This window comes from Streptomyces sp. PA03-6a, from assembly GCF_033792765.1.
Classification (GTDB): Bacteria; Actinomycetota; Actinomycetes; order Streptomycetales; family Streptomycetaceae; genus Actinacidiphila.
Genome location: NZ_JARAVK010000050.1, coordinates 22,416 through 45,336, shown reverse-complemented (window position 1 = coordinate 45,336; position 22,921 = coordinate 22,416). Strand labels below are relative to the sequence as shown.

General features: G+C 69.7%; 21 protein-coding genes and 1 pseudogene. 8 read left to right on the top strand and 14 right to left on the bottom strand.

The annotated features are described in order from the left end of the window. From PV350_RS14945 to kilB, 5 genes and pseudogenes are all read left to right on the top strand, one after another. Positions 1-433, top strand: a pseudogene (locus tag PV350_RS14945) (hypothetical protein); the annotation flags it as partial. A gap of 205 nt (positions 434-638) precedes the next feature. Further along, the gene (locus tag PV350_RS14940) at positions 639-839 is read left to right on the top strand and encodes a hypothetical protein (protein WP_500334237.1); all 201 of its coding nucleotides are present in this window, start codon (positions 639-641) and stop codon (positions 837-839) included. Between the two features lie 38 nt (positions 840-877). Continuing rightward, the gene (locus PV350_RS14935; RefSeq protein ID WP_500334235.1) at positions 878-1,420 is read left to right on the top strand and encodes an RNA polymerase sigma factor; all 543 of its coding nucleotides are present in this window, start codon (positions 878-880) and stop codon (positions 1,418-1,420) included. After that, the gene (locus PV350_RS14930) at positions 1,420-2,247 is read left to right on the top strand and encodes a hypothetical protein (protein ID WP_500334233.1); all 828 of its coding nucleotides are present in this window, start codon (positions 1,420-1,422) and stop codon (positions 2,245-2,247) included. Before PV350_RS14935 ends, PV350_RS14930 begins: the two co-directional genes overlap by 1 nt. A gap of 180 nt (positions 2,248-2,427) precedes the next feature. After that, entirely contained in the window at positions 2,428-2,895 is a 468-nt protein-coding gene (gene kilB / locus PV350_RS14925) for a plasmid transfer protein KilB (RefSeq protein WP_500334231.1), read from the top strand. 166 nt (positions 2,896-3,061) lie between these two features. On the opposite strand, the gene PV350_RS14920 is transcribed toward kilB, so the two are convergent. After that, complete coding sequence (locus tag PV350_RS14920) at positions 3,062-3,532, bottom strand: calcium-binding protein (RefSeq protein WP_500334230.1); 471 nt, start codon at positions 3,530-3,532, stop codon at positions 3,062-3,064. Positions 3,533-4,129: 597 nt separating this feature from the next. On the opposite strand from PV350_RS14920, the gene PV350_RS14915 reads away from it, so the two are divergent. Beyond that, positions 4,130-5,746, top strand: coding sequence for a purple acid phosphatase family protein (locus PV350_RS14915; RefSeq protein WP_500334228.1), 1,617 nt, complete (start codon positions 4,130-4,132; stop codon positions 5,744-5,746). Between the two features lie 143 nt (positions 5,747-5,889). Here the strand turns inward: PV350_RS14915 and PV350_RS14910 are convergent, their stop codons facing one another. The 3 genes from PV350_RS14910 to PV350_RS14900 are packed head-to-tail and all read right to left on the bottom strand — an operon-like array spanning position 5,890 to position 8,473. After that, positions 5,890-6,993 (bottom strand): Gfo/Idh/MocA family protein, encoded by a 1,104-nt coding sequence (locus PV350_RS14910; protein WP_500334226.1) that lies wholly within the window; start codon positions 6,991-6,993, stop codon positions 5,890-5,892. Continuing rightward, complete coding sequence (locus tag PV350_RS14905) at positions 6,990-7,277, bottom strand: SDR family NAD(P)-dependent oxidoreductase (RefSeq protein WP_499516422.1); 288 nt, start codon at positions 7,275-7,277, stop codon at positions 6,990-6,992. The genes PV350_RS14910 and PV350_RS14905 overlap by 4 nt, the downstream gene beginning before the upstream one ends. Next, positions 7,274-8,473, bottom strand: coding sequence for a cysteine desulfurase-like protein (locus PV350_RS14900; protein ID WP_499516421.1), 1,200 nt, complete (start codon positions 8,471-8,473; stop codon positions 7,274-7,276). Before PV350_RS14900 ends, PV350_RS14905 begins: the two co-directional genes overlap by 4 nt. Positions 8,474-8,680: 207 nt before the next feature. Between PV350_RS14900 and PV350_RS14895 the strand changes: the two genes are divergently transcribed. Beyond that, positions 8,681-9,049, top strand: coding sequence for a profilin family protein (locus PV350_RS14895; RefSeq protein ID WP_499516420.1), 369 nt, complete (start codon positions 8,681-8,683; stop codon positions 9,047-9,049). Positions 9,050-9,148: 99 nt separating this feature from the next. Here PV350_RS14895 and PV350_RS14890 read toward each other — a convergent pair whose 3' ends face one another. The 8 genes from PV350_RS14890 to PV350_RS14855 all read right to left on the bottom strand — a co-directional run bounded on the left by PV350_RS14890 (position 9,149) and on the right by PV350_RS14855 (position 18,955). Continuing rightward, on the bottom strand, positions 9,149-11,518 hold the full coding sequence (locus tag PV350_RS14890) for a discoidin domain-containing protein (protein WP_500334225.1): 2,370 nt from the start codon (positions 11,516-11,518) through the stop codon (positions 9,149-9,151). Further along, a complete protein-coding gene (locus PV350_RS14885) occupies positions 11,515-12,675 on the bottom strand; it encodes a peptidyl-prolyl cis-trans isomerase (RefSeq protein WP_500334223.1) in 1,161 nt (386 codons plus the stop codon). Before PV350_RS14885 ends, PV350_RS14890 begins: the two co-directional genes overlap by 4 nt. Beyond that, positions 12,672-14,096 carry an alpha-L-fucosidase gene (locus PV350_RS14880; RefSeq protein WP_500334221.1) on the bottom strand — a complete coding sequence of 475 codons (1,425 nt, stop codon included), beginning with the start codon at positions 14,094-14,096 and terminating at the stop codon, positions 12,672-12,674. The genes PV350_RS14885 and PV350_RS14880 overlap by 4 nt, the downstream gene beginning before the upstream one ends. Further along, entirely contained in the window at positions 14,093-14,272 is a 180-nt protein-coding gene (locus PV350_RS14875) for a DUF6903 family protein (RefSeq protein WP_089228667.1), read from the bottom strand. Before PV350_RS14875 ends, PV350_RS14880 begins: the two co-directional genes overlap by 4 nt. A 40-nt stretch (positions 14,273-14,312) precedes the next feature. After that, positions 14,313-15,236, bottom strand: coding sequence for a carbohydrate ABC transporter permease (locus PV350_RS14870; protein ID WP_500334219.1), 924 nt, complete (start codon positions 15,234-15,236; stop codon positions 14,313-14,315). 17 nt (positions 15,237-15,253) lie between these two features. Next, on the bottom strand, positions 15,254-16,240 hold the full coding sequence (locus PV350_RS14865; protein ID WP_500334217.1) for a carbohydrate ABC transporter permease: 987 nt from the start codon (positions 16,238-16,240) through the stop codon (positions 15,254-15,256). Between the two features lie 107 nt (positions 16,241-16,347). Continuing rightward, positions 16,348-17,673: a carbohydrate ABC transporter substrate-binding protein gene (locus tag PV350_RS14860; protein WP_500334215.1), complete on the bottom strand. Its 1,326-nt coding sequence runs from the start codon at positions 17,671-17,673 to the stop codon at positions 16,348-16,350. A gap of 265 nt (positions 17,674-17,938) precedes the next feature. Next, the gene (locus PV350_RS14855) at positions 17,939-18,955 is read right to left on the bottom strand and encodes a LacI family DNA-binding transcriptional regulator (RefSeq protein ID WP_499516413.1); all 1,017 of its coding nucleotides are present in this window, start codon (positions 18,953-18,955) and stop codon (positions 17,939-17,941) included. Positions 18,956-19,005: 50 nt separating this feature from the next. Between PV350_RS14855 and PV350_RS14850 the strand changes: the two genes are divergently transcribed. Next, a complete protein-coding gene (locus PV350_RS14850) occupies positions 19,006-20,931 on the top strand; it encodes a glycoside hydrolase family 35 protein (RefSeq protein WP_500334213.1) in 1,926 nt (641 codons plus the stop codon). Positions 20,932-21,083: 152 nt separating this feature from the next. Here PV350_RS14850 and PV350_RS14845 read toward each other — a convergent pair whose 3' ends face one another. Both PV350_RS14845 and PV350_RS14840 read right to left on the bottom strand, forming a co-directional pair. Beyond that, complete coding sequence (locus PV350_RS14845; protein WP_499516411.1) at positions 21,084-21,356, bottom strand: hypothetical protein; 273 nt, start codon at positions 21,354-21,356, stop codon at positions 21,084-21,086. Between the two features lie 94 nt (positions 21,357-21,450). Beyond that, complete coding sequence (locus PV350_RS14840) at positions 21,451-22,854, bottom strand: outer membrane protein assembly factor BamB family protein (protein ID WP_500334211.1); 1,404 nt, start codon at positions 22,852-22,854, stop codon at positions 21,451-21,453. Positions 22,855-22,921: the final 67 nt, after the last annotated feature.

The following is a 22,921-nucleotide window of genomic DNA, read 5'->3' as shown; positions in this document are numbered from 1 at the left end:
TCGTCCCCCGCCACACCACCGCACCCCCACCCAGCTGATCCACCTTCTGCCCGGCATCGCCGAGGCCGTCTTCGCCCGCTCCTGGTCCGGACACACCGCACTGCGCGCCATCGGCGCCACCCTGTCCGGCCCGGCGCCGACCGTCCTCGGCGTACGCGACGCCGCCCGCCTCACCGACCAGGGCGAACAGGCCCTGTACGCCTCCAAGGTCATCTCCTACGCCGCCAGGGAAATCGGCGACGCCCAACTCCCCTGGCACCTGGTCGTGGCCCACGCCACCCGCGACGGCGTCCCCGCACCCGCCTTCGCCGCCGCCCTCGCCCACTGCGACACCCTGCGCACACCCCGGCTCCCCGCAGCGTTGATCCAGGCCCAGCGCGACCACTTCGGCGCCCACACCTACCGCCGCACCGAAGAACCCGCGCTCAAGTAGGACGGAGGGGCGCTGAGGTCGCAGGGGATGCGCTACGGAGCGCGAAGCGCGCAGGGGGGCGCGCGCGTGACAGCGTGCGCACGCTCGGTGAAATTGGTGGCGTTCGGCGTGCACACTTGCGGGTCTCATTCGCTTGGCTAGGAGCAAGGCAAAAGCGCTCGGTGCCGGGCGGGGGCTGCATCGGCCGACGAAAGGACTCCAGCCAGTGGATCTCGATATGGCTGCGCACGTGGTGACCGGAGCGGTAGCGCTCCGGGTCTTCGCGGGAGACATCCGCGCCCTGGGAACGCGCCTGCTCAGCGCCGGCGTGCGGGTCGGCGCCGCCCAACTGGCCGCGCAGCACCGGCGCGGCGAGGCGGCTGCCTCGAACGAAGGTACCGACGTGCAGCCGCTGGAGCGCGACTGATGAGCGGCCACCAACCTGATCCGTGGGCCGATCAGGCCGTGCGCGATGATCTGACCGCGGTGCTGCCGGACACCTTCACCGCGTTCTACTGCCTGCACCACAAGGCCTACCTGCGGTACGCCCACCTGCAGCTGGACAGCCGGCCCGCAGCCGAGCAGGTCGTCGAGGACGTGTTCGTTCAGCTGGCCACGATGTGGCCGCACGTGCTGAAGCAGCCGAACGTGGACAGCTACGCCTGGGCGGCGCTGAAGGAAGAGGTCGCCCGGCGCCTGGAGATACAAGGCCGCGCCCCCGCGTTGGTGGAGACCGCCGCGTTCGAGCAGATCCGGCGCAAGAGCCGTAAAACCTTCGCCGTGCTGGAGTCCAGCCTCGGGCTGTACACGGCGATCGCCCGGCTTCCGGAGCGCCAGTACGACGTGATCGTGCTGCGGTTCGTGCTCGGCTACCCGATGCGGCAGGTGGCCGAGCTGATGGGCGTCACCTACGGAACGGTCCGCAGCCACGTGCGGGGCGCCCGCCGACGGCTGGCCCGGGATCTGGGGATCGACTGGGCCGCTGAAGAGATGAACGAGGAGGATTGATGAACCGGGGGAACAAGCGCACCGATCGCACCGATCGCATCGACCAGGTGCTGGCCGGCGCGGAAGTCCTGGCCGATGAGTACGCCGACTTCGATGAGCGAGCGGCTCTGGACCGCATCGCGCGGCGGGTGGTGTGGCACAGGGCCGAGTCGATGGAGAGCCGCGCACGGTGGATCCGCACCGCATCCGGCGCGTACACCCGCCAGGCCGACGCGCGGGACGGCCTACCGGCCGCTCTGCACGAGCAGGCCGCCACCGAACTGGGCCTGCTGTCCTCCCAGGTGGTCCGGGACCCGCAGGCGATCGCGGCCATGGCATTGCTCGTCGACGACCGGGCCACCATCGAGCCCACCGGCGCGCTCGCGTTCGCGTGCCTGCTGTATCTGGCCGACCGGCACGAGGCGGCGCAGTTCTGGTGGCAGTTCGCCGCCGGAGCCGACTCCCCCACCGCGGCCCACTGCCTGTTCCTGCACCATCTGCAGCACAGCGAACTCCGCGACGCCCAGCACTGGCGCGAGCAAGCTCTCCTGCTGCGGCACCTGGGCCAGGACCCCCTGGCGCACGCCGCGTGGACGCAGGCGACGACCGATCGGGCACTGACGCATTGGCTGTGGGGACCGTCGCCGTCCCGAACGGCGACAGTGCCCCAAGTCGTCACGGTCGATGTCGTTCACCGGGCGTGTCGGCCCGCCTCGTCCCTGCCGCTGTCGCACTCGATCACCAAGGCCGTCCAGCGCCTCCAGGCGCAGCCCGACGAGGACTTCGGCACCATCCCCAAGCCCGACCCCGAGCTCGCGGCCGAGCTCGTGGACCGTGCGGCTTCATGACGAGCGCCTACGTCTGCAGAGCAGTGGCGGGAGCCGCTCGCCTCCGGAGCCCGCCTGTGGTGAGCGGCGGGTCGGGCTCGAGGATTCCCCCGACATCGTGCGCCTCGGGTGGTGAAGGAAGCGGCCGAAGACGGGTGTCGGTGCTCTGGCAGGCCGGGGCCCGGCATGGTGTCCTGAGGCATGGACCAGGCTTTGTCAGCCGCGATCGCTGTCGGGGGAACGCTGCTCGGAGTGGCATTGACGTATTGGTTCCAGCGGCAGTCGGCTCGGGACGCCGAGGACAGCGCCCGGCAGCATTACCTGCGGGCTGAGCGGGCTTCGGCCTACAGCGCGTTCGCGGCCGCGGCCACCCAGCTCTCGCGAGCACAGCTCGACCGATGGCATCGACCCCGCGAGGCACCCGCAGACCCGGACAACGTCAAGGTCCGCCTCGCCGCGTTCGACCAGCGCTCCCAAGCCCGCCAGGCGTTCTTCCGCGTCCAGCTGCTGGCCGGAAGCGACGAGCTCATCGACCTCGCCCGGATCGCACTGGACTCCACCCGACCGCTTGCTCACGCCGCGGACGAGGCGGAATCCGAGCGCCTCACGCTGGAGTGCCGCGCCGCGGTCGAGGCATTCATCCAGCGCGCCGCACGAGAAGCGCAGTAGCCGAGACGGTGCGCGGCTGCGTCAACTGCGGCGCCGCGCGGAGCCGTGACGGCATCCGACCCGGGAGGTCCGGCCTGCTGCGGTGGGCGAAGGGGCCCCCTCGCCCGGTGGCGCGGGGACCACTCGCTCGTTCTTCGTCCGCCCTCGTGTGGGAGGTCGTTCCAGGTCAGACGGTGCAGCCGGGTTTGGTGCGGGGGCGGGTGCACACATTCAGTCCGGTTCCGCCGTTGTTGGTGTTCGTGCCCGGGCCGCCGTCGAGGACGTCGGCGCCGTTGTCGCCGAAGAGCGCGTCGTTGCCGTCGTCTCCGGTCAGGACGTCGGCGTCGTCGCCGCCTTCGAGGCGGTCGTCACCCGCGCCGCCGGTGATGCGGTCGGATCCGGGCCCTCCGCACAGGAGGTCGTTCCCGCCGCGACCGACGATGATGTCACTGCCGCCAAGCCGAAGATCACATCGTTCCCGGGAGTGCCGACGGGAAGAGGGATCTTCGGCGGGAGATTGCCTTTCGCCACTGTCGATCGAACGCCCCGGACCGGCAACCGATCCCACCCAGGGCCGGTTCACCCCGGCGGGCCTGCGCTTCGTTCGCAAAAGGGCGACACGGCCATGACGCCACACCCGTTCGACCGACGGCCTCATGGCGTACCGGCGATCCTGCCGATCGCGAGCGATCGGCGGCCGGACAGCGGCGGGCCAAGCCGGGAGAGGTGCTGAGCTGCCCGGGTCATGATGCAGGGAGGCTCCCTGAGGGACGAGGTCATTGCGACCTGGCAGAGGCGGGGTGAGGGTGTCGATCAGGACTCGGACAGGTAGCAGGGTGCCGTCGGTGGCGGTTCCAGGCGCCCTGGCGAGGACCTGCATGGCGGGGTCGAGTACGGCGCCAAGGCGCCCACCGATCGCCCGCTTCGGATTGCCCTGTATCTACCTCGCCCGAGTTTCCACACATTTTCGGCGTGCCCCCAGCCTTCCGTGATGCCGGTGACTCCGCCAACTGCCATCCAGGCGCAGACTCCAAACGGCACGGGAGCGCGCCCGCGCACCCCAACCGCCGGGAATGGCCGTCCGTTGCGGTGACCGACATCTGCCGTTCATACCTGTCCCACCGCTCCGGTCGACCGTGCTTCCTAGCGTCCGAGAGTGCGCGCACCGCTGACCTGCCGCAGCCCGCTGTCAGGTTCGGAGCGCTGCTGTCCGGTCGGTGTGCGACTGCACCCGACGACGCGAAAGGCCCCCGGAATGTCGCAAGAACCCAAGCAAACCAGAATCTCCCGCCGCAACGCGCTCGGCTTGTTCGGCGCGACGGTGTCCGGTGCAGCCGCCGGTCCTCTGGTCCTCGGCGCCGGAACCGCCGAGGCGGTCCCGGCGAAGTCGGAGGTCACCGGTCTCACCACCGGCTCGGCCACCACCCCCGTCCAGGGCCTGCACCTGACCTTCGGCGCCGACCCGCGCAGCCAGATGGTCGTCTCGTGGGTCACCGACGCGGCGGTCAAGAACCCCCGGGTCGTTTACGGCACGCTGAGTGGCGGCTTCGGCTCCACGGTGCACGCGAGGACGAAGACCTACGTGGACGGCACCTCCGGGCGGACCGTCTGGGTCCATCACGCGCTGCTCAGCAAGCTCAAGGCCGACACCGACTACCTGTACGCGGCCCAGCACGACGGCGCCACCCCCGACGCCGGCACCTTCCACACGGCGCCGTCCGGCCGAGCTCCGTTCACCTTCACCAGCTTCGGCGACCAGGGTGCGCCCAGTGTGACGTGGAAGACCGGAGCGAACCCGGGCGACGCCTCGGGCCGGGACTTCGAGCCCAACGCCACGCCCGCCGCTGCCGACATCGTCACCGGCGTCGAGAAGGTCGGCCCGCTGTTCCACCTCCTCAACGGTGACCTCTGCTACGCCAACACCGGGCCCGACCGCATTCGCGTCTGGCGCGACTTCCTCACCAACAACAGCCGCTCGGCGCGATTCCGTCCGTGGATGCCGTGCGCGGGCAACCATGAGATCGAGCTGGCCAACGGCAAGCTCGGTCTCGACGCGTACCAGACCTACTTCGAGCTGCCCTCGACCGAGACCCAGCCCGAGCTCGACAACCTCTGGTACTCCTTCACGGTCGGCGGGGTGAGGGTGATCGCCCTGCAGAACGACGACATCGCCCTGCAGGAGGGCGGTGACATCTACATCAAGGGCTACTCCGGCGGTCGGCAGCTCGCCTGGCTGGAGAAGGAGCTCAAGTCGGCACGGGCTTCGAAGGACATCGACTGGATCGTCGTCTGCATGCACCAGGTGATGATCAGCTCGGCGACCGCCGCGAACGGCCCCGATGTCGCGCTGCGCGCGGCGTACGGCCCGCTGTTCGACAAGTACGGCGTCGACCTGGTGGTCTGTGGCCACGAGCACGACTACGAGCGCTCGTTGGCGGTGCGTGGCGTCGTCCCCGGCAGCGTCACCCTCACACCCAACCCGAGCCAGACCGCACTCGACGTGATCGACAGTGCGCACGGCACGACGCACATGGTCCTCGGCGGTGGCGGCGTGTCCGGCATCACCAACAACAGCTTCACCACCGACGACGCCGACGGTCACGGGCATCACTCGGCATACGTCCAGATGGAGCACGTCGGCAAGTACAACTCGGTCAAGGAGAAGGAGACGGCGGTCTGGATCGGCGTCCGCGACGCGGACCATCCGTACGGCTTCGCCGAGTTCGCCGTCGACCCGGGCCGTCACCCCGGTGACATGACCCGCATCCACGTCACCTACTACAACATCATCACGCCCACAGGTGAGCTGTCGGTCTTCGAGAAGTTCACGCTCCAACGCCGCCGTAGCGACGGCGGCCACGGCCAGCACTGACCCACCGCGACCAGCCGCAGCAGTCGGCAACGCCTGGGGCCGGGACGACGTCCCGGCCCCAGGCGTTGCCGACCGGGAGCCCTTGGCGTGTGGGCGCTGGAGCACCGCGGGCGGGCACGAAGAAGGCCGCGCGGCCGGCGGGATCAGCGGGCCGCCCACGCCTCCACCGCGGTCGTCACCGGCGCCCCCGTAAGCGCCGACTCATCGATGGCCAGCGCCAGCAGATGGTCCTGGCAGCCCTCGGCCAGCGGATACGGTTCCGGGCCGGCGTCCCGGACCCACGTGCCCGTACGGCACAGCAGGTCCACCACGGCGAGGTCGTCCTCGGACAGGCTCGCGCCCAGATAGTCGTTGCGCCACACAACCCGCCCGTCGAACGAGATGTGGTGCACCTCCGCCCCTTCGAGGTTGAGGTCGGTGCCGGTGCGGCGACGCACCAGCGGGGACTCCACCGGCGTGCGCGGATCGGCCATCCGCACCACCGTGTCGTCCACGATCTCGCCGAGCGAGCCGCGCACCACGATCCGGCGGGCACGCAGCGGATTCCACCACTGGTTGTCCGTGAAGTCGTACAGGCCCGTGCGGGCCCCGCCGAAGTCCAGGAGAGCGAGAGTGGTGACGGCGTCCTTGGGCGTGAGGTCGTCCGACCAGCCGCCAGGGGACAGCGGATCGGCGAGCGGGGCGGTGAAGGCCCGGGCCGTCACCGTCACGGGCCCGCAACCGACACCCAGCGTGTGCCGGATCAGCGACATCGCGTGATACATGTGGGTCGAGGACACCTGGACGGACGTGACCTCGCCGATCACGCCTTCTCGTACGAGGGCGATACGAGCGGCATGGCCGGGCATCAGTGTGTATTGCTCCGCGACCTGGACTAGTGCGCCGCCCCCGGCGCGCGTCGCGCCTCCCACGGCATCCCACAACTCCCGAAGCCCGGTGACGTCGGGCGCCGGCGGTGTCTCCGCGAGGACCGGGACCTCGTGCTCGACGAGTTCCCGTACGACCTGGGGCGTCACCTCCCACGGCACCGACGGGATGACGAACTCCGGTTCAGTGCCGCACAGTTCATCGACCGTCCGGAAGGCGGGCACCCCCCACTCCGCCTCCACCTGGGCGGCTCGATCGGCCGAGCGCGTCACCACGCCGGCCACCGCCAGCCGTTCGGGCAGCGCCCTCGCCAGCCGGGCGAAGAACTCGGCCCGCCAGCCACTGCCCACGATGCCGAACCGTATGGGTGCTGCGCTCACGTGTCCGCTCCTTCCCGCGTCCGGGGCGCGAGTCCAACCCGGTGACCTGTACCACGCGCCGCCGTCAGCGCGCACCTGTCCGGGGCGTACAGAAGGGCCGCCGCGTTCGCCCCGACCGGGCCGTCGATGACCGAGAAGGTCATGTCGGACGCAGCCACCTGTTCGGCCTCCCGTGCAGAGCTGTTGCAGTGCGCCGCGGCCTGGTCGCCGGCCCGCGCGAACGCCGCGGCGACGGCCCGGCCAATGCCCCGGGACGCGCCCGTGACCAGCGCTCCGCGGTTCACTCGGCCACCTCCGCGACACCGTCGATCAGCCGCTGCACGTCCTCGCCGTCGACGTACGGGGCGAGCCCGGCACGCACCGCACCGGTGTCACTGAGCCCCAGCAGCCGCGATGCCTCCAGCGCGTAGAAGTTGCCCGCGGGGGCGTTCACACCGCGCCGCGCCAGCCGCTCGTAGACCTCCCGGCCGGGCACTCCCTCCACGGAGAAGAACACCGTCGGCGTACGGCGTGCCGGCGCGCCGTACAGCCGCACCCTGTCGATGCCCGACAGCCCCTCCAGCAGCCGCCCCAGCAGCTTCTGCTCGTATGCCTCGACCGCTCGCATCGACTCCAGCACCCGGCTGCGCCGGTCGCCCGCGGAGGACGCCAGTGAAGCTATGTAGTCCACGGCCGCGGTGGTACCGACGAGCATCTCGTACGGCAGAGTGCCCAGCTCGAAGCGTTCCGGCACGTCATCGGTGGAAGGCAGCAGCTTGTCCGGTCGCAATTCCTCCCACAGTCCCGGATCGGCGACCACGACACCATGGTGGGGGCCGAAGAACTTGTAGGGCGAGCACGAGAAGAAGTCGGCGCCCAGGGTGGCCAGGTCGACCGGGGCGTGCGGCGTCAGGTGCACCCCGTCCACGTACAGCAGGGCTCCGACCGCGTGGACGGCCGCGGCGATCGCCGCCACGTCGGGGCGTGTGCCCAGCACGTTCGACGCCCCGGTGACCGCCACCAGCCGGGTCCGGCCGGACAGCTGTTCCCGCAGGGCGTCGACGCTCAACTCACCACTCCGGGGATCGAACGCGGCCCACCGCACCGCCGCACCGGCGGATTCCGCGGCCTGGATCCACGGCCGGATGTTGGCATCGTGGTCCAGACGGGTGACGACGACCTCGTCACCGGCTGTCCACTGCCGCGCCAGGATTCGCGAGACGTCGTACGCCGCCTGCGTCGCCGACCGGGTGAAGACGACACCGCGCGGCTCGCAGCCGAGAAGGTCCGCCACGGCCCGCCGCGCCTCCTTGACGACGTGCTCGGCACGGCGCTCGGCAGCTGTCACCGCGCCCCGGTTGGAGATGCCCGAGCACATCGCCGCGGCCATCGCCTCGGCGACCTGGCGGGGCACCTGTGAGCCACCCGGCCCGTCGAAGTGGGCCACCTTTTCCCTCAGCGCCGGGAAGTCGTCACGGATTCGCAGGACATCGAGATGCATGCACCTATCCTGCCGGAGCGCGGATTCCGCGCGGGCCGGGTCGCACAGGACGGATCCGAATCGGTGGTTCCTTTGTGCGTGCGCTGGTCACCGGCCCGGAGCAGCATCCCGCGCGGGGACCCGCCCCGGGTTGCACGCTAACGGTATGCGCGCTGTCTTGGAGCCGGGTCCGGCCGCCGTCGGCTCCCCATCGGAAAGGAGCGGTTCATGAGCTGGGAACCGTCCTGCGAAGGCATCGTCCGAAGCACCCCGGGCGTGGACGCGGTGTTCCTCGCTGATCCCAGCGGGAGCCTCTATGGCACCAGCGACGCCGCGCACTGGCGCCCCTCGCCCCAGGAGACCAACGACATCGTGCAGACGGTCCGCGACCCCGAAGCCACTCCGCGCCTGGCGGTTCAGGGCGAGGAATACGCGCTTACAGCGCGCCAGGACGACACCGTCATCGGCAAGAACGCCGACAAGGCAATCGTCGCGGTCGCCACCAGCAAAATGGTCATCGTCGCCCGCGTCGACGAGAGCGCCGCGCCTCAAGCCCTGCGCAAGCTCCAGAGCTACGCCGCCGAGAACGCCAGCTGACGATCAGCGGCCGAGGAATGGTTCCGGGATTACATCCAGACCGGGTTCAGACCCGGCGGGCGCCGGTCCCGCGGAATGCCCGCGGGACCGGACGGGGGATCAGGACGCCGAGTTGTAGGCCGAGATCTCGGTCAGCGTCGGCGTGTACTGCTCCGTGGCGATCTGGCCGGTGAGGGCCACCCGCAGCTTGGAGGTGGTGACCGAGCCGAAGCCGGTGACGGTCAGGTCGTGACCGATGCCGGTGTCGCGGCTCGCGAAGGTGACCCAGGTGCCGGTGGTGTCGTCCCAGCGCTGCAGGTCGAAGGACTGGACGCGGGGGTTGGTGCCCGAGTCGGTGTACTCGTCCAGGTAGACCTGGTCGAAGGTGGTCGCCGCGCCGAAGTCGACGTCGAGGGTGATCGGGTAGGCGGCGTCGTCGGCGGCGGCCCAGCGGGTGCTGAGGTTGCCGTCGGTCAGCTTCTCCGCGCCGAGGGTGCCGTTCGCCCCCGGGTGGGTGGAGCTGGCGGTGACCGTCTTGCCGAGGGCGAGGTCGACGTGGTGGTCGGCCTCCTCCTCGATCGGGTCGTCGTCGACCGGGTGGGCAACCCGCTTGCCCTTGCGGGACTCGGCGATGCCGATGTCGGGCGCGGTACCGTAGTAGAGCTTGGTGCCGAGGAAGTCGGCGGTGCCCAGGTGGGTGTTGTAGCGGCCCGCGTCGATCAGGGGCGAGTTCTTGCTCAGCGAGAAGTGCGCCGCCGCGGTACGGATCTTCGCGACGCCGGCACCGGTGACGTAGGTGTCCACGCTGCCCTTGAACTGCGGGTCCACGCGCAGGCCGTCGGGGTCGGCCGGCTCCTGGGTGGAGTGCTTTCCGCTCGCCTCGTAGTAGTCGTTGTTGGAGAACACGGCCTGGCGCAGCGCTCCGGTCCGCCGGTACCAGGTCGTCTCGTCGGTCTTCGACGTGTTGTGGAAGATGTTGTTGAGGAAGTACACGCGGCTCAGGAACGTCTCGTCGTGTACGTAGTCGAGCTTGGAACCGTCGTACACGAAGGTGTTGTTGACGAAGTACGAGGGCTCGTAGTTCGACGACAGCATGTTCTTCACCAGGACGCCGTTGTCGTTGACGCTCAGGTTGTAACGCGCCACCGAGTTCGAGCTGTTGCCCATGTAGGCCATCCAGCCGGCCGCGTTGTCGTGCGAGTAGTTGTACTGGTACGTGACGTTGAAGTTGGTGTACTCCATGTCCCAGGGCGTGCCGTCGTACTCGTTGTCCGGGCCGCCGTACACCTCGTTGTACTGCATGGTCGAGTCGGCGCCCGCCCACAGGTACAGGCCGCAGGAGACCGCGTCGTAGCGCTCCAGGAAGCCGTTGACCTCGTTGTACTCGACCGTCATCCGCTCGGTGTCGGCGAGCTGGATGGCACCCTGGCCGATGCTCTCGGCGTAGTTGTGGCCGATGTAGACGTCACGGCTGTACAGGTCGCGGGTACGCACCCACAGCTGCTCCCAGCCCTCGTGGAACTTCCCGCTGTCGTCGTACTGACCCGCGGCGGTGCCGTCCGCGTTGAACCAGTTGAACCCGAACTGCACCGCGTGCAGCTCCACGTTGACGAACGTGTTGTTCTCGATCCGGACGTCCTTGAAGTAATGGCCGCCGGTCACGTAGTCCTTGTAGCTCTTGTTGCCGAAGACCTGGAAGTCCACCGCACCGTAGTGGATCTTCTGCCAGCGACTCGGACCGTCGAGGTCGTGGACGAAGATGTCCGAGATCCGGAAGTGGTCCATGATGTTGTCCTCGCCGGCCTTCAGCAGGTCGGCGTTGATCGACACCATGATTCCGTCGCGGACGTACGTGCCCGTGGTGATGTCGGTCGAGAAGTCGTCGTCGTTGGACAGCTCGACGTTGTCGATGTCCCAGTACTGCTGGTTGCGCAGCACGATGGCACCGGTGAGACCCACGGTGTCGGGGTTCTTGGTGCCGTCCGCGTTGAACGGGCTGGGGACGTTGCCGTTGGTCGCGATGTACGGGCGGCCGTCGTTCTTGTCACCGTAGGCCGAGATGGTGATCGGCTTGCCCGCGCTGCCGGAGCCCTTCGGCCACAGCTGCTCGTCCTGCCACTGCTCGCCGGCCTTCAGCAGGATGCGGTCGCCCGGCTCGAAGGTGGTCGCGTTCGCCTTGGCCAGGCTCTTCCAGGCGTGCTGCGCCGAGGTGCCGGACGCGGTGTCGTGACCGTGCGTGGCGTCGAGGTAGTAGTCGGTGCCGCCCGTCTTGTTGGGGGTGTTGCCCGGCCAGGACTTCGCGGTGGCCGCGGCCTTCGTCGCGGGCTTCGCCGCGGCGGCCGGCTCCGCGGCGGCGTACGCGGACGGCGCGAGCGAGCCCACGAGCAGCGCCGCGAGCAAAGAGGTGAGGCCGGTGCGCAGGCTCCGCCCGGTGATCCTCGGGCGCCGCGCCTTCCTGTCCTCGGGTGGGCCGACGTCGGCAGGTCTCATGGGTGCACATCCTTCGCGTTGATGGCGGCCATCGCCGAGTGGTCGACGTGCATCGAGGCGTCGTTGGCCCGGCGCTGGAGGTATCCGTCGTACTTCTTCTCGACCAGCGACTGGCGGATCCGCGACTTGTAGTCGCTGAACGCCTTGTCGTCGTCGGTCTTCTTGCCGTCGAGCTGGTAGTAGGTGATCTGTCCGCCGCCCTTCTCGGGCTCGGAGATCCCGCCCGGCTTCAGGTCGCCGAGCACGGACATCAGGTCCTGGTCGTGGGTGTTCACGCTGGTGGTGCCGTCACCGCCGTAGGTGTCGGTGGTGACCTGGGCGTCCGCCACCCCGCTCACGTCCGAGAGGTCGCCTGCGGCCTTCACCCGCCGCGCGAGCTTCGCGTCGAAGTCCGCGCCCGCCTTCGCCGGCACCTGCACCACGAGCTGTGTGTACGTGTAGGTGGTGGCGTTGGAGTTCCAGGAGTCCGGGTCGTCGTCGTACGCCTTCCGCACCTCGGCGTCGGTGACGTGCAGCGGGTCGCCCGGGCTCCTGCTCAGCTTGTCCTTGAGATCGGTGGCGAGCTCGGTCAGCCGGTGGCTGTAGTACTCGTCCAGGGAGTAGTCCGTGACGCCGTACACGGTCTGGCCGGCGGCGACGGCCTCGGCCCGGGAGGCGTTCTCGGCGGTGCGCTCGGCTTCCAGGTCCGCGAAGTCGACGGAGCCGACGAGGCCCTGCTGGTGCGCGAGCAGCAACGTGGTCTTGTCTTCGCGGATCTCGGCGAGCGCCCGCGACTCCAGACGCTGCAGCGCGGTGCGGTTCCCGGCCTCGGCGTTCCAGGAAAACGATGTCTTCAGGCCGGCGTAGGTGTTGCGCAGCTCGTTCTGCACGGTCGGCGCGAGGCGGTCCATGTGGAAGAGGAGCTCCTGCCGGGTGACAGGGTGGCCGTCCAGCGAGGCGACCTCGTCGCCGTGGTCCTGCCCTCCGAACGCGGTGACCGTGCCGGCGACCAGCGCGGCGACCGCCAGGCAGGCGGCGCCGGACACGGCGGCCACCCGCCGCGTCAGCCGTCCGCGGCCCGCCGCCGTGGGCGGGGGCGCGACCGACCGCCGGGCGGCGGAGGCCTTGCGTGCGCCAGGCTTGCGCGAACCGCCCGGCCGGCGGCCGCCCGCGCTCACGAGGACGCCCCGATCGCCGCCACCCGGGCGAGGACCGGGGTGTCCCGGGCCGCGGTGATCTGGAAGGCGATGGTGTCCACCTCGGTGGGCGGGAAGGTGAGGACGCGCTGGTAGCCGACGGCGCCGGTCTCGGCGAGCGTCGTCCAGACGCCGTCCAGGGCTCCCCGGACGACGACGTGTTCGACGCGCTGGCCCTGGGTGATGTCCTCGCCGACGACGACCGCCTCGACCGGGCGGGGGCCGCCGAAGGCGAGCGTCACGCAGGGGCGTGTGTCGTCCTCGCCCGCGCGCCAGGAGGATTTGGCCCGGCCGGGCCAGACGGTGGCGATGTCGCCCGGGGTGCCGGAGCTGACCGTGGCGGTGGCGTCGATCCGGCGGGAGCGGAAGTCCGTGATCCGTCGGCCCAGTTCCCCCAAGGCGTCCACGTCCGCCTGGTGGAGCCGGCCGTCGGCGGCCGGGGGCACGTTGAGCAGGAAGCAGGAGTTGCCGCCGACCGAGCGGAGGTAGAGCGTGAACAGCTCGTCCACCGACCGGACCTGGGAGTCCTCGGCCTCGTGGTGGAACCAGCCGGGCCGGATCGAGGTGTTGACCTCGGCCGGGAACCAGACCAGGTCGTCCTCGTGCCCGGCGAGCGCCGCCCGGCTGCCGAGGTCCTGGTCGTCGCTGCGCACCAGCCGGGCGAAGGTTCCGTCGTCGGCCTGCTGCGAGCGGGACGCGGTCCGCTCGGCGTCCTGGAGGGCGCGCGGTACGACGCTCCACTCGTCGGGGCGGGTCTCGCCGGCCTCGTTGCCGCACCAGCGGACGTCGGGGCCGCAGACGTTGATGACCGCGTCCGGCTGGAGTTCGCGGACCACCGCGTAGTATCGCTCCCAGTCGTAGGTCTGGCGCTTGCCGTTGGGGCCCTCGCCGTTGGCGCCGTCGAGCCACACCGAGAACACCGGGCCGTAGCGGGTGAGGAGTTCGGTGAGCTGGGCGACGTAGAAGTCGTCGTAGCCGGTGCCGGAGCCGTAGGAGGCCTCGGTGCGGTCCCAGGGGGAGAGGTAGACGCCGAACTTCAGGCCGTGCCGGCGGGCGGCGTCGGCCACCTCGGCGACCACGTCGCCCTTGCCGTCCTTCCACGGGGACGCCGCTACCGAGTATGCGGTGGCGTCGCTCGGCCACATGCAGAAGCCGTCGTGGTGCTTGCAGGTGAGGATGACACCGGTCATCCCGGCCGCCTTCAGCGCCCGCACCCACTGGTCGGCGTCCAGTTCGGACGGGTCGAACAGGGCCGGGTCGTCGTGTCCCTCGCCCCATTCGCGGCCGGTCATGGTGTTCATACCGAAGTGGATGAAGCCGTAGAACTCCATCTCTTGCCAAGTGAGTTGCCGCTCGCTCGGCCGGACGGCGGCCAGCGTCCGCGCGGACGCCGCGGCGGTCACCGGAACGTCCGGTTGTACGAGGCGAGCAGGGCGAGCAGTCCGCCCAGCGCGACGAGCATCACCGCGAGGTGGCCCCAGCCGACCGTCGTCCGCTCCACCACCACGAGCGCCACCAGGGCAGCCGCGATCAGGGTGCGCACGACGACGAGCAGGCCGGCACGCGTCGAGTCCTTCATCTCGGTTTGATTCCTTCCGACTTGGTTCCACGTGGGGGCGTCAGCCCTTGACTCCGCCGGACGCCATCCCCTCGATGAGCCGCTTCTGGATGAGCGCGTAGACGAGCAGCACGGGCACGATGACGATGACCATGCCGGCGTACAGACGGCCGTAGTCGGCCGCCGCCTTCTGTGCGGTGAACAGGTTGAGCAGGCCGACCTGGACGGTCTTGCCCTCGCCGGGCAGCAGGGTCAGCGAGATGATGAAGTCGTTCCAGTAGGCGAGGAAGTTGAAGAGGATCACGGTGGTCACCGCCGGGCGGGCCATCGGCAGCATGATCGTGGTCATGATCCGGAAGCGGGACGCCCCGTCCAGACCCGCCGCTTCCTCGTACTCGACCGGGATGGACCGGAAGTACGCGGTCAGCAGGTAGATGGTGAACGGGATCGAGGTGGCCGCGTACACCAGCGACAGCACGGTGGGGTTGTCGAGGAAGAAGCCGTCAGGGAAGGCGTCGACCAGCGCCTTGTCCCAGTCGACCAGCATCAGGAAGATCGGCACGACGATGTAGTTGACGTTCACGAACAGGCCGGCGAGCAGGGCCGTCTCGACGGCGCCCTTGCCGGGGAAGTCGAAGCGGGCGATGACGTAGGCGGCCGGCACCGACACCGCGAGCACGAAGACCAGGCCGAGCACGGTGACGAAGACCGAGGTCAGGAAGTACGAGCCGAGGTGGGCGTCGGTGAACGCGTCGACGTAGTTCTGCCGGCGCAGGCCCTCCGGGAGGGTCCAGGGGCTGCCGAAGAACTCGCTCTTCGCCTTCAGCGAGGCCATCAGCACCCAGGCGACCGGTACGGCGATCGCCAGCGCGAGGGCGGTGACCAGGGTGTAGGTGAGCGCGCGGCCGGTGCGGGCGGAGCCGGCGCCGGGACGGGCGGAGCCGGCGGAGGGCCCGCCGGAGCTGCGGGAGTCGATCATGGTCATGGTGTGGGGTTCCGTCCTCAGAACTGGAGGGGCTCGCGCCGCGTCGCACGGCTCACCAGCAGCGACACGAGGAACGAGAACGCGAAGATGACGACACCGATGGCCATGCCGTAGCCGTAGGACGAGTTGGTGTACGCCTGCTTGTACATGTAGCTGAGCAGCACCTCGGAGGAGCCGTCCGGGCCGCCGCCGGTCATCGCGCGGACCAGCACGAAGCTGAGGTTGACCGCGCTCATCACGAAGAAGGTCAGCGAGGTCCGCAGGTTCTGCCAGATCAGCGGCAGGGTGAGGGAGAAGAACTGCCGTACGGCGGAGGCCCCGTCGAGGGAGCTCGCCTCGTACAGCTCCTCCGGGATGCTCGCCATGGACGACATGTAGAGGACCATGTAGTAGCCCAGCGACTGCCAGACCATGGCCATCCCGACCGAGTAGAGCACCAGCTTCTGGTCGCCCAGCCAGACCTGCTGCCAGGTGTCCAGGGACACCGCCCGCAGGCTGCCGTTCAGCAGGCCGTTGTTCTGGTCGTAGACGGCGGAGAAGATCGCCGCGATCACGACCACGGAGAGGATGTTGGGGATGTAGAGGACGAACCGGAGGAGGTTGCTGCCCCGCAGCTTCTGCCGGGTCATGATCGCGGCGAGGAACAGGGCCATGCCCATGGTCACCACGGTCACCACGACCAGCAGGGCGACGGTGTTCTGGAAGGCCCGCACGAACTGCCGGTCGTCCAGCAGATGGCGGAAGTTGTCCAGCCCCACGAACTTCATGTCCGGGGAGAAGCCGCTCCAGGTGTAGAGCGACATCCGGAACACGTTCACGGTGGGGTAGACCATGAAGACCGCGAACAGGACCAGCGCGGGAAGCAGGCAGGCCAGCACGAAGCGGGTGTCGCCCCGCTTGCGGGTCCGGGCGGGGGCACCCGGCCGGGTGCGGCGGAAGGTCGTCCCGGTCTTCCTCACGGGGCGTGCCGCCGGTTGTTGGGGTGGGGTGGAGAGGGTCGTCACCGTGCCGGTCCTCCGGTCGTACGAAGTGGTGCTGGCGAACCCGGAGGTTCACCGGATGGGGAAGGCTCCGGCGGCGGCCCGGCCGGACCACGCCGCCGCCGGGCCGGTCAGTTGCCCGCCTGGCGCAGTTTCTCGCTGGCCTCGTCCAGCGCCGCCTGCCACTTGGCCTCGGTGGTGTCGCCGCTGATGATGCTGTTGGCGGTGTCGAACAGGTCCGACTTGATGTCGACACCCTCGACCGGGTTCGTCGAGGCGAAGCCGCCGACCAGCGCGGAGGCCGACGTGTCGTCGTAGAGCGAGTAGAACCCGGCGCTCTCACCGGTCAGGCTGTCCGAGAGGCCCTTGACGGGCTGGATCGCGTTCGACTTGGCGAAGATCTTCGCGGCCTCGTCCGAGTACAGGAAGGCGATGAACTCCTCCCCCGCGTCCTTGTTCTTGGCGGCACTGGGCACCCAGACCGACTCGACCGAGGTGGTCAGGTAGCGGGTGTCGCCCTCGTTCACCGAGGGCAGCGGGGTCAGGCCCCACGCGAAGCCGTCCGAACGGGGCGCGTCGGCCATCTCGCCGGTGATCCAGGTGCCGTTCGGCATGAACAGCGCCTTGTTGTCGAGGATCGACTGCTGGTTCTTGGTGAAGTCCTGCTCGTTGGCGTAGCCGACGGTGGACTTCCCGGCGTAGCCGAGCAGCCTGGTGGTGATGTCGAGGACCGTCTTGGCCTTCGCCGTCTTCCAGATGCCCTGCTTGTACGTCATGACGTCCTGGTAGAACTGCTCCCCGCCGACGTCGGCGAGCAGGGCGTAGAAGTACGAGTCGAGGTAGCCGGCGGTCGGATAGGTGAAGAGGGCGATGCCCTCCTTCTTCGCCTTGTCGCCCAGCGCGAACATCTCGTCCCAGGTGGCCGGGACGTCCCAGCCCTTCTGCTTGAACAGGCCCTTGTTGTAGAAGAGCCCGGTCGGGGAGTAGTACATCGGCATCAGGTACGTCTTGTCCGTGCCGTACGGGTTGGTGTTGAGGTTGCCGACGATGCCGTCGGTCAGCTTCTCGCCCACCGTCTGCTTCTCGCCGGGGACCTCGGTCTTCAGGACCGGGGTGAGGTCCTCCAGCGCCTTGTCCTTGATGAGGGTTTCGGTGAGACCTGCCTCGCGGCCCTGGCCGAGCACGACGACGTCCGGGTACTTGCCGGCCTTCATGTTCGGCGTGATCTCGTCCTCGATGCTCTTCGAGATCTGGAGCTGGACGTCGACGTCCGGGTGCGAGGACTCGTAGGCCTCGATGACCTGGTGGTACATGTCCTTGCCGTAGCCGCCCTCGAGAGCGGCAACCTTGAGGGTCGTCGTGCCCGAGCCGGAGTCCGAGTCACCGGCGGACGAGCAGCCGACGAGCAGCGAGAGCGCCATGACCGTGGTGCCGGCGAAGGCGACCGATCTCCTCATTTGGGGGTCCTTCCCATGGACGTACGCCCACCTGACTTGAGCGGCAGTGCGGGCCCGTCACGGACCCCGTCCGGGGCCCCTCCGCGTCGCGGGCACCACGCCACCGCACCCCGGATCCGGTGGACGTACGACCCGGCGTTGTTACGGTGGCACCGATAACATGCTGGGTACCATGGCATCGATCACATGACGGGCGCAAGGGGTCCGATGCCGTCGGATCAGCTCACAGCCGAAACGTGGCTCTTGAGCGCCACGCTGGCGCCCCTCAGACGGCGCGCGGCGGCGCCGTGGAGGCCCGCACGGAGAGCGTGGGGGTGCCCACGGCCTCCTCCGGACCCGCGTCCGCGTCCAGCAACAGCCGTACGGCCGCGGCGCCGTAGCCGAAGAAGTCCTGCCGTACGGCGGTCAGCGGCGGCGCGCAGAACGCGGCCAGGGCGATGTCGTCGACGCTCACGATGGACACGTCCTCCGGCACCGAACGGCCCCGCTCGCGCAGCGCCTTGATCACCCCGAAGGCCATCTCGTCGCTGGCCACGAAGACCGCCGTGACCTCGGGGATCATGGCGAGGATCTGCCCCTGCCGGTAGCCGGAGACGGGCGACCAATCGCCCTCCAGCGGCGGCGGCGCCTCGATCCCGGCCTGCTCCAGGCACTCCCGCCAGCCCTCCCGGCGCTGTCGGGCCTCGATCCACTCGTCCGGCCCGGAGACATGCCAGACCTGACGGTGTCCCAGGTCGAGGAGGTGCTGGGTGGCGATCCGGCCGGCCTCGCGCTGGTCGATGCCGAGCACCCGGGCACCCGCGGTCCGCGACCCGTCCAGGGTGACGGTCGGGATGTCCCGGGTGATCTCCTCCATCTTGCGGGTCACCGAGATCAGTGGCACCGCGATCACGAAGCCGTCGACGTTCTGGTCGGCGAGCTTGGCCAGGGAACGCTCCATCAGGCCCACGTCCAGAGCGGAGATGGTCGCGATGCTCACCGCGTACCCGGCCTCGCCGGCCGCCGACTCCACACCGGCGGTCACCGCCGAGCGCGAGTAGTAGCCGCCGGAGGCCAGCAGGACCAGGCCGATGGTGTGGCTGCGGCCCGAGGACAGGGTCCGCGCGGCGCTGTTGAAGCGGTAGCCGATCTGCTCGACGGCGGCCAGGACCCGCCGGTGCGTCTCCGGATTGACGTTCGGCGAGCCGCGCAGGACGCGGGAGACGGTCTGGGCCGACACTCCGGCGATCCTGGCCACGTCGGCCATGCTCGGCTGCCGCGGCCGCGAGGCGTCCTCGTTCATGGTGCTCCCTCCCCCGATCGGTTCGGAGGACCTTAGCAGGCTTGTTACTGATGTCATCGATAACATACGCTCCCCTGGTGAACGAGTCGCCCACGACGAACATCGACCCGCCGCGGCGCCCGGCCGAAGCCGCCGAGACCGACCTTGCCGCGCCCGAGGGCGCGGCGCCGACGGCCGCCTCCCCCGCACTTCTGTCCTGGCGGGACGGCCGCCTGTACCGCGACGGGATCCCTCACCGCATCCTGTCCGGGGCACTGCACTACTTCCGGGTACACCCCGATCTCTGGCGCGACCGCGTCCGCCGGATCGCCGACCTCGGGCTGAACACCGTCGACACCTACGTCGCCTGGAACTTCCACCAGCCCCGGGAGGACCGCGCGCCGCGCTTCGACGGCTGGCGGGACCTCGAGCGGTTCATCCGCACGGTGGGAGAGGAAGGCCTGGACGTCGTGGTCCGGCCCGGTCCCTACATCTGCGCCGAGTGGTCCAACGGCGGCCTGCCCAGCTGGCTGACCGGCCGGGACCTCGCGATCCGCAGCTCCGACCCGGAGTTCACCTCGGCCGTCGCCGCCTGGTTCGGCGAACTGATCCCGCGCCTGGCCGCGTTGCAGGCGTCCCAGGGCGGACCGGTCGTCGCCGTCCAAGTGGAGAACGAGTTCGGCTCCTACGGCGACGACCACGCCTACCTGCGCTGGAACCGCCAGGCCCTCACCGAACGGGGCATCGCGGAACTGCTGTTCACCGCCGACGGCCCCACCGAACTGATGCTGGACGGAGGCACGCTGCCCGGCACCCTCACCGCCGCCAACCTGGGCTCCAAGCCGAAGGCGGCCCGCGAGCTGCTGGCCGGCCGCCGGCCACAGGAGCCCTTCGTCGTCGCGGAGTTCTGGAACGGCTGGTTCGACCACTGGGGCAAACGGCACCACGTCCGCAATGTCGACAGCGCCGTCCACACCCTGAGCGGCATCCTCGACGACCACGGCAGCGTCAGCATCTACATGGCGCACGGCGGCACCAACTTCGGTCTGTGGGCCGGCGCCAACGAGACCGAGGGCCGGCTGGAGCCCGTCGTCACCAGTTACGACTCCGACGCGCCGATCGCCGAGGACGGTCGCTTCACGCCGAAGTTCCACGCGATGCGCGAGGTGCTGGGCGCGACCGGGCCGCTGCGTTCCCCCGAGCGGCTTCCCGTCCTCCCGCCGTCCCGGGTCGCGCTGGTCCGCCGGGCCGGCCTGCTCGACGGCCTCGACGCCGCGCTCCTAGCCGTACCGGTGGAGACCTTGGCCGCGCCGCGGCCCGCCACCTTCGAACGACTCGGCCTGGAGGCGGGCCTGGTGCGCTGCACCGCCCGCCCGCGCATCCCCGCCGGCGAACACCGGCTGGTCTTCACCGACGTCCGCGACCGCGCCCTGGTCTTCGCCGACGGCGTCCACCTCGGCGTTGCCGACGCGGACTCCCCCGCGCTGAAGATCACCGGTACCGGGGAGACCGTCCGTCTGGACGTCCTGGTCGAGAGCCTCGGCAGAGTCAACTACGGTCCCGGCGTGGGCCGTCCGAAGGGGCTGCTCGGTCCCGTCCTGGTCGACCGGCGCATGGTCCAGGGCTGGCAGAACACGCCGGTGGCACTCCCCGAGTGGTCCGAGCGGGAGCTGTCGGCGGCGCTGGACGCGGGCGTCAGCCCGGTCACCGGTACGGATGCCGGATTCGCCGTCGCCGAGTTCCACGCCGACGCGCCCGCCGACACGTTCCTGGCGCTGCCGGGATCGGTGCACGGACTGGTCTGGGTGAACGGCTTCCTGCTCGGCCGCCACTGGGACATCGGCCCCCAGGTCACCCTGTACTGCCCGGCGCCGCTGCTGCACGCGGGCGTCAACACCGTCACCGTCCTCGAACTCGAGGGCCTCGGGGACACCCTGGAACTCCGGGACGAGCCCGAACTGGGCCCGACCGAGGAGTACGTCGAGGAGTTCGACTGATCGGGCAGCCGGGGCGCAGCCGCTCCGCTCCCCGGCGTCGGGATCTGCTCGCGCCAGATCTTCAGCAAGCACGGGGGCCGGTCGGCGAGCAGGGCCGGTGACGGCAGTGACGATGGCCTGTGCGGCGCGGGGTCAAAGTCGCTGATCAGGTGTCACTCATAGCCGAGAAATTCCTTGGAGTGCAGGCGCCACCCGCCGTGCTGCTTGACCAGGACGAAGGCCGTGCGCTCAAAAACGTCGTAGTACCCGGATTCCGGTTCGTGGCCATATGAGAACCAGAGCGCCTCGATCCGCGCCGTCTGCGGGGTCTCGCTGACGACGGTCACCTCTTGCAGCGTGGTCACGGCGCCGAACCCATCGGTTATGTCGTGGTTGTGCGCTCTCGCGTACTCGGCGCAGAAGTCGGCAGGGCTCTGGTAGAGCATCTGAACCTCTTCGGTACAGGTTGCGGCCGGTTCGTATGAGCAGACTGTGATGGGCCTGGACACGCTGACCGGCGCGGCGGCTGTGGGTGTGCTGTCAGGGGTTCTCGCGCTGTAGTGCGTACAGCGTGGCGCCGTGCTGGTCTTCCAGTGTCTGTCCGCCGGGGCCCGGGAACGGCTGGGCCAGGATGTAGAGCGTGCGGCCGACCGGGCAGGCCACGGCTTCACCGTTGGCGGTGAGGGGGTGGTGCCAACGAGTGGTGCCGGAAGCGGGGTCCAGGAAGGTGAGCGTGCCCCGGTCGGTGTGTTTCGTGGCGCGGGTGGCCACGCAGATCGTACCGCCGGTCAGGACGGGGCCCTGTGAACTGACCTGGGTTCCCATGTCACGGCTCCAGCGGCGATGGCCGGTGGCGGCGTCGAAGACCTGGACGAGGTAGGAGCCGGTCAGTTCTGGGAACTTCCTTCCCCCGGCCAGGACACTGTCGCCGAAGACGAGGAGGGGGGTCCTCACCATGTCGATGTCGGTGTCCGCCCGCCAGCGCGCACGTCCGGTCGAGGCCTCTATCGCGACGAGGGTGCTGCGGTACTGGTCCCCGTAACGGCGAACCGCCGAGTACAGCGTGCCGCCTGCCCGCTGCATGCTCGACTCGGTCCCGACCGGCAGATTTTCCGCCCGCCGCAGGACCTTCCCCGAAGCGGCGTCGAGCGTGACGAGCGCGTTGTGCCCCTGGTCGGCGCTACCGCTGCTCGGGCTGGCGGTGATGTGGAGTTCGCCTCCGGCCAGAACCGGGGTTCCCAGGAAGCCTTCGGAAGGGAACTTCCAGCGCAGTGCGCCGGTCGCCAGGTCCACTGCCCACGCCATCGACCCCTCACTGAACACCCCGGTGGTCAGGTACACCAGGCCGTTTCCCGTCACCAGTGCCGACGGTCCCAACGTCACCGCGGGCAGTCGGGTACGCCACCTGGTCCTGCCGGACCCGGCGTCCAGCGCGTGCAGGACCGTCTCCGAAGCCACGGAGCGCTTTCCGGTCACCACGATCATGACGTCCCCGGCCGGTGCCGGGGCGTACAGGGTCAGACCGTCGAGTTCACGTTCCCACAGCACGCGGCCCGAGGACGTCTCCAGGCCGTTCACCACCGTCCGCCCGCCCGTCCGGACGCCGGTGATACAGACGACGCCGGCGCCGAACGCCGGGGCGGACTGGCTCTCAAGCCCCGACAGCGCCTGCCACCGCTTGCCGCCCCGGGACTGCTCCACCGCAGCCACCCCGCCGAAACCCGACACGTACACGACCCCGGCGTGCGCGTTCAGCGCCGACGGATACAACCCGTCCAGCGGCTCGGACCACTCTTGCTTCCACGGCCACTGCTTCACGCCGCTGTCGAAGAGCCGCCAGATGCCCACCCCACCGGCCGCGGCAGCCAGGCCACCCGCGCCCAGCACCATGAACCGCCGCCGCCCCGCGAACAGGCCTGACACCGGCCCGTCAGTTGCCGTCATCCCGTCAGCCGCCTCTGCCCCACACTGCCGCACCGACCCGCCGATCAACCATTCTCGCTCAACTAGC

Bases quoted from the DNA above. Each gene is read 5' to 3' on its own strand.
- PV350_RS14930 (WP_500334233.1), top strand. From the start codon at position 1,420: ATGAACCGGGGGAACAAGCGCACCGATCGCACCGATCGCATCGACCAG.
- PV350_RS14890 (WP_500334225.1), bottom strand. From the start codon at position 11,518: ATGAGACCTGCCGACGTCGGCCCACCCGAGGACAGGAAGGCGCGGCGC.
- PV350_RS14895 (WP_499516420.1), top strand. From the start codon at position 8,681: ATGAGCTGGGAACCGTCCTGCGAAGGCATCGTCCGAAGCACCCCGGGC.
- kilB (WP_500334231.1), top strand. From the start codon at position 2,428: ATGGACCAGGCTTTGTCAGCCGCGATCGCTGTCGGGGGAACGCTGCTC.
- PV350_RS14875 (WP_089228667.1), bottom strand. From the start codon at position 14,272: ATGAAGGACTCGACGCGTGCCGGCCTGCTCGTCGTCGTGCGCACCCTG.
- PV350_RS14900 (WP_499516421.1), bottom strand. From the start codon at position 8,473: ATGCATCTCGATGTCCTGCGAATCCGTGACGACTTCCCGGCGCTGAGG.
- PV350_RS14850 (WP_500334213.1), top strand. From the start codon at position 19,006: ATGTCATCGATAACATACGCTCCCCTGGTGAACGAGTCGCCCACGACG.
- PV350_RS14915 (WP_500334228.1), top strand. From the start codon at position 4,130: ATGTCGCAAGAACCCAAGCAAACCAGAATCTCCCGCCGCAACGCGCTC.
- PV350_RS14870 (WP_500334219.1), bottom strand. From the start codon at position 15,236: ATGACCATGATCGACTCCCGCAGCTCCGGCGGGCCCTCCGCCGGCTCC.
- PV350_RS14845 (WP_499516411.1), bottom strand. From the start codon at position 21,356: ATGCTCTACCAGAGCCCTGCCGACTTCTGCGCCGAGTACGCGAGAGCG.
- PV350_RS14855 (WP_499516413.1), bottom strand. From the start codon at position 18,955: ATGAACGAGGACGCCTCGCGGCCGCGGCAGCCGAGCATGGCCGACGTG.
- PV350_RS14840 (WP_500334211.1), bottom strand. From the start codon at position 22,854: ATGACGGCAACTGACGGGCCGGTGTCAGGCCTGTTCGCGGGGCGGCGG.
- PV350_RS14860 (WP_500334215.1), bottom strand. From the start codon at position 17,673: ATGAGGAGATCGGTCGCCTTCGCCGGCACCACGGTCATGGCGCTCTCG.
- PV350_RS14920 (WP_500334230.1), bottom strand. From the start codon at position 3,532: ATGAGGCCGTCGGTCGAACGGGTGTGGCGTCATGGCCGTGTCGCCCTT.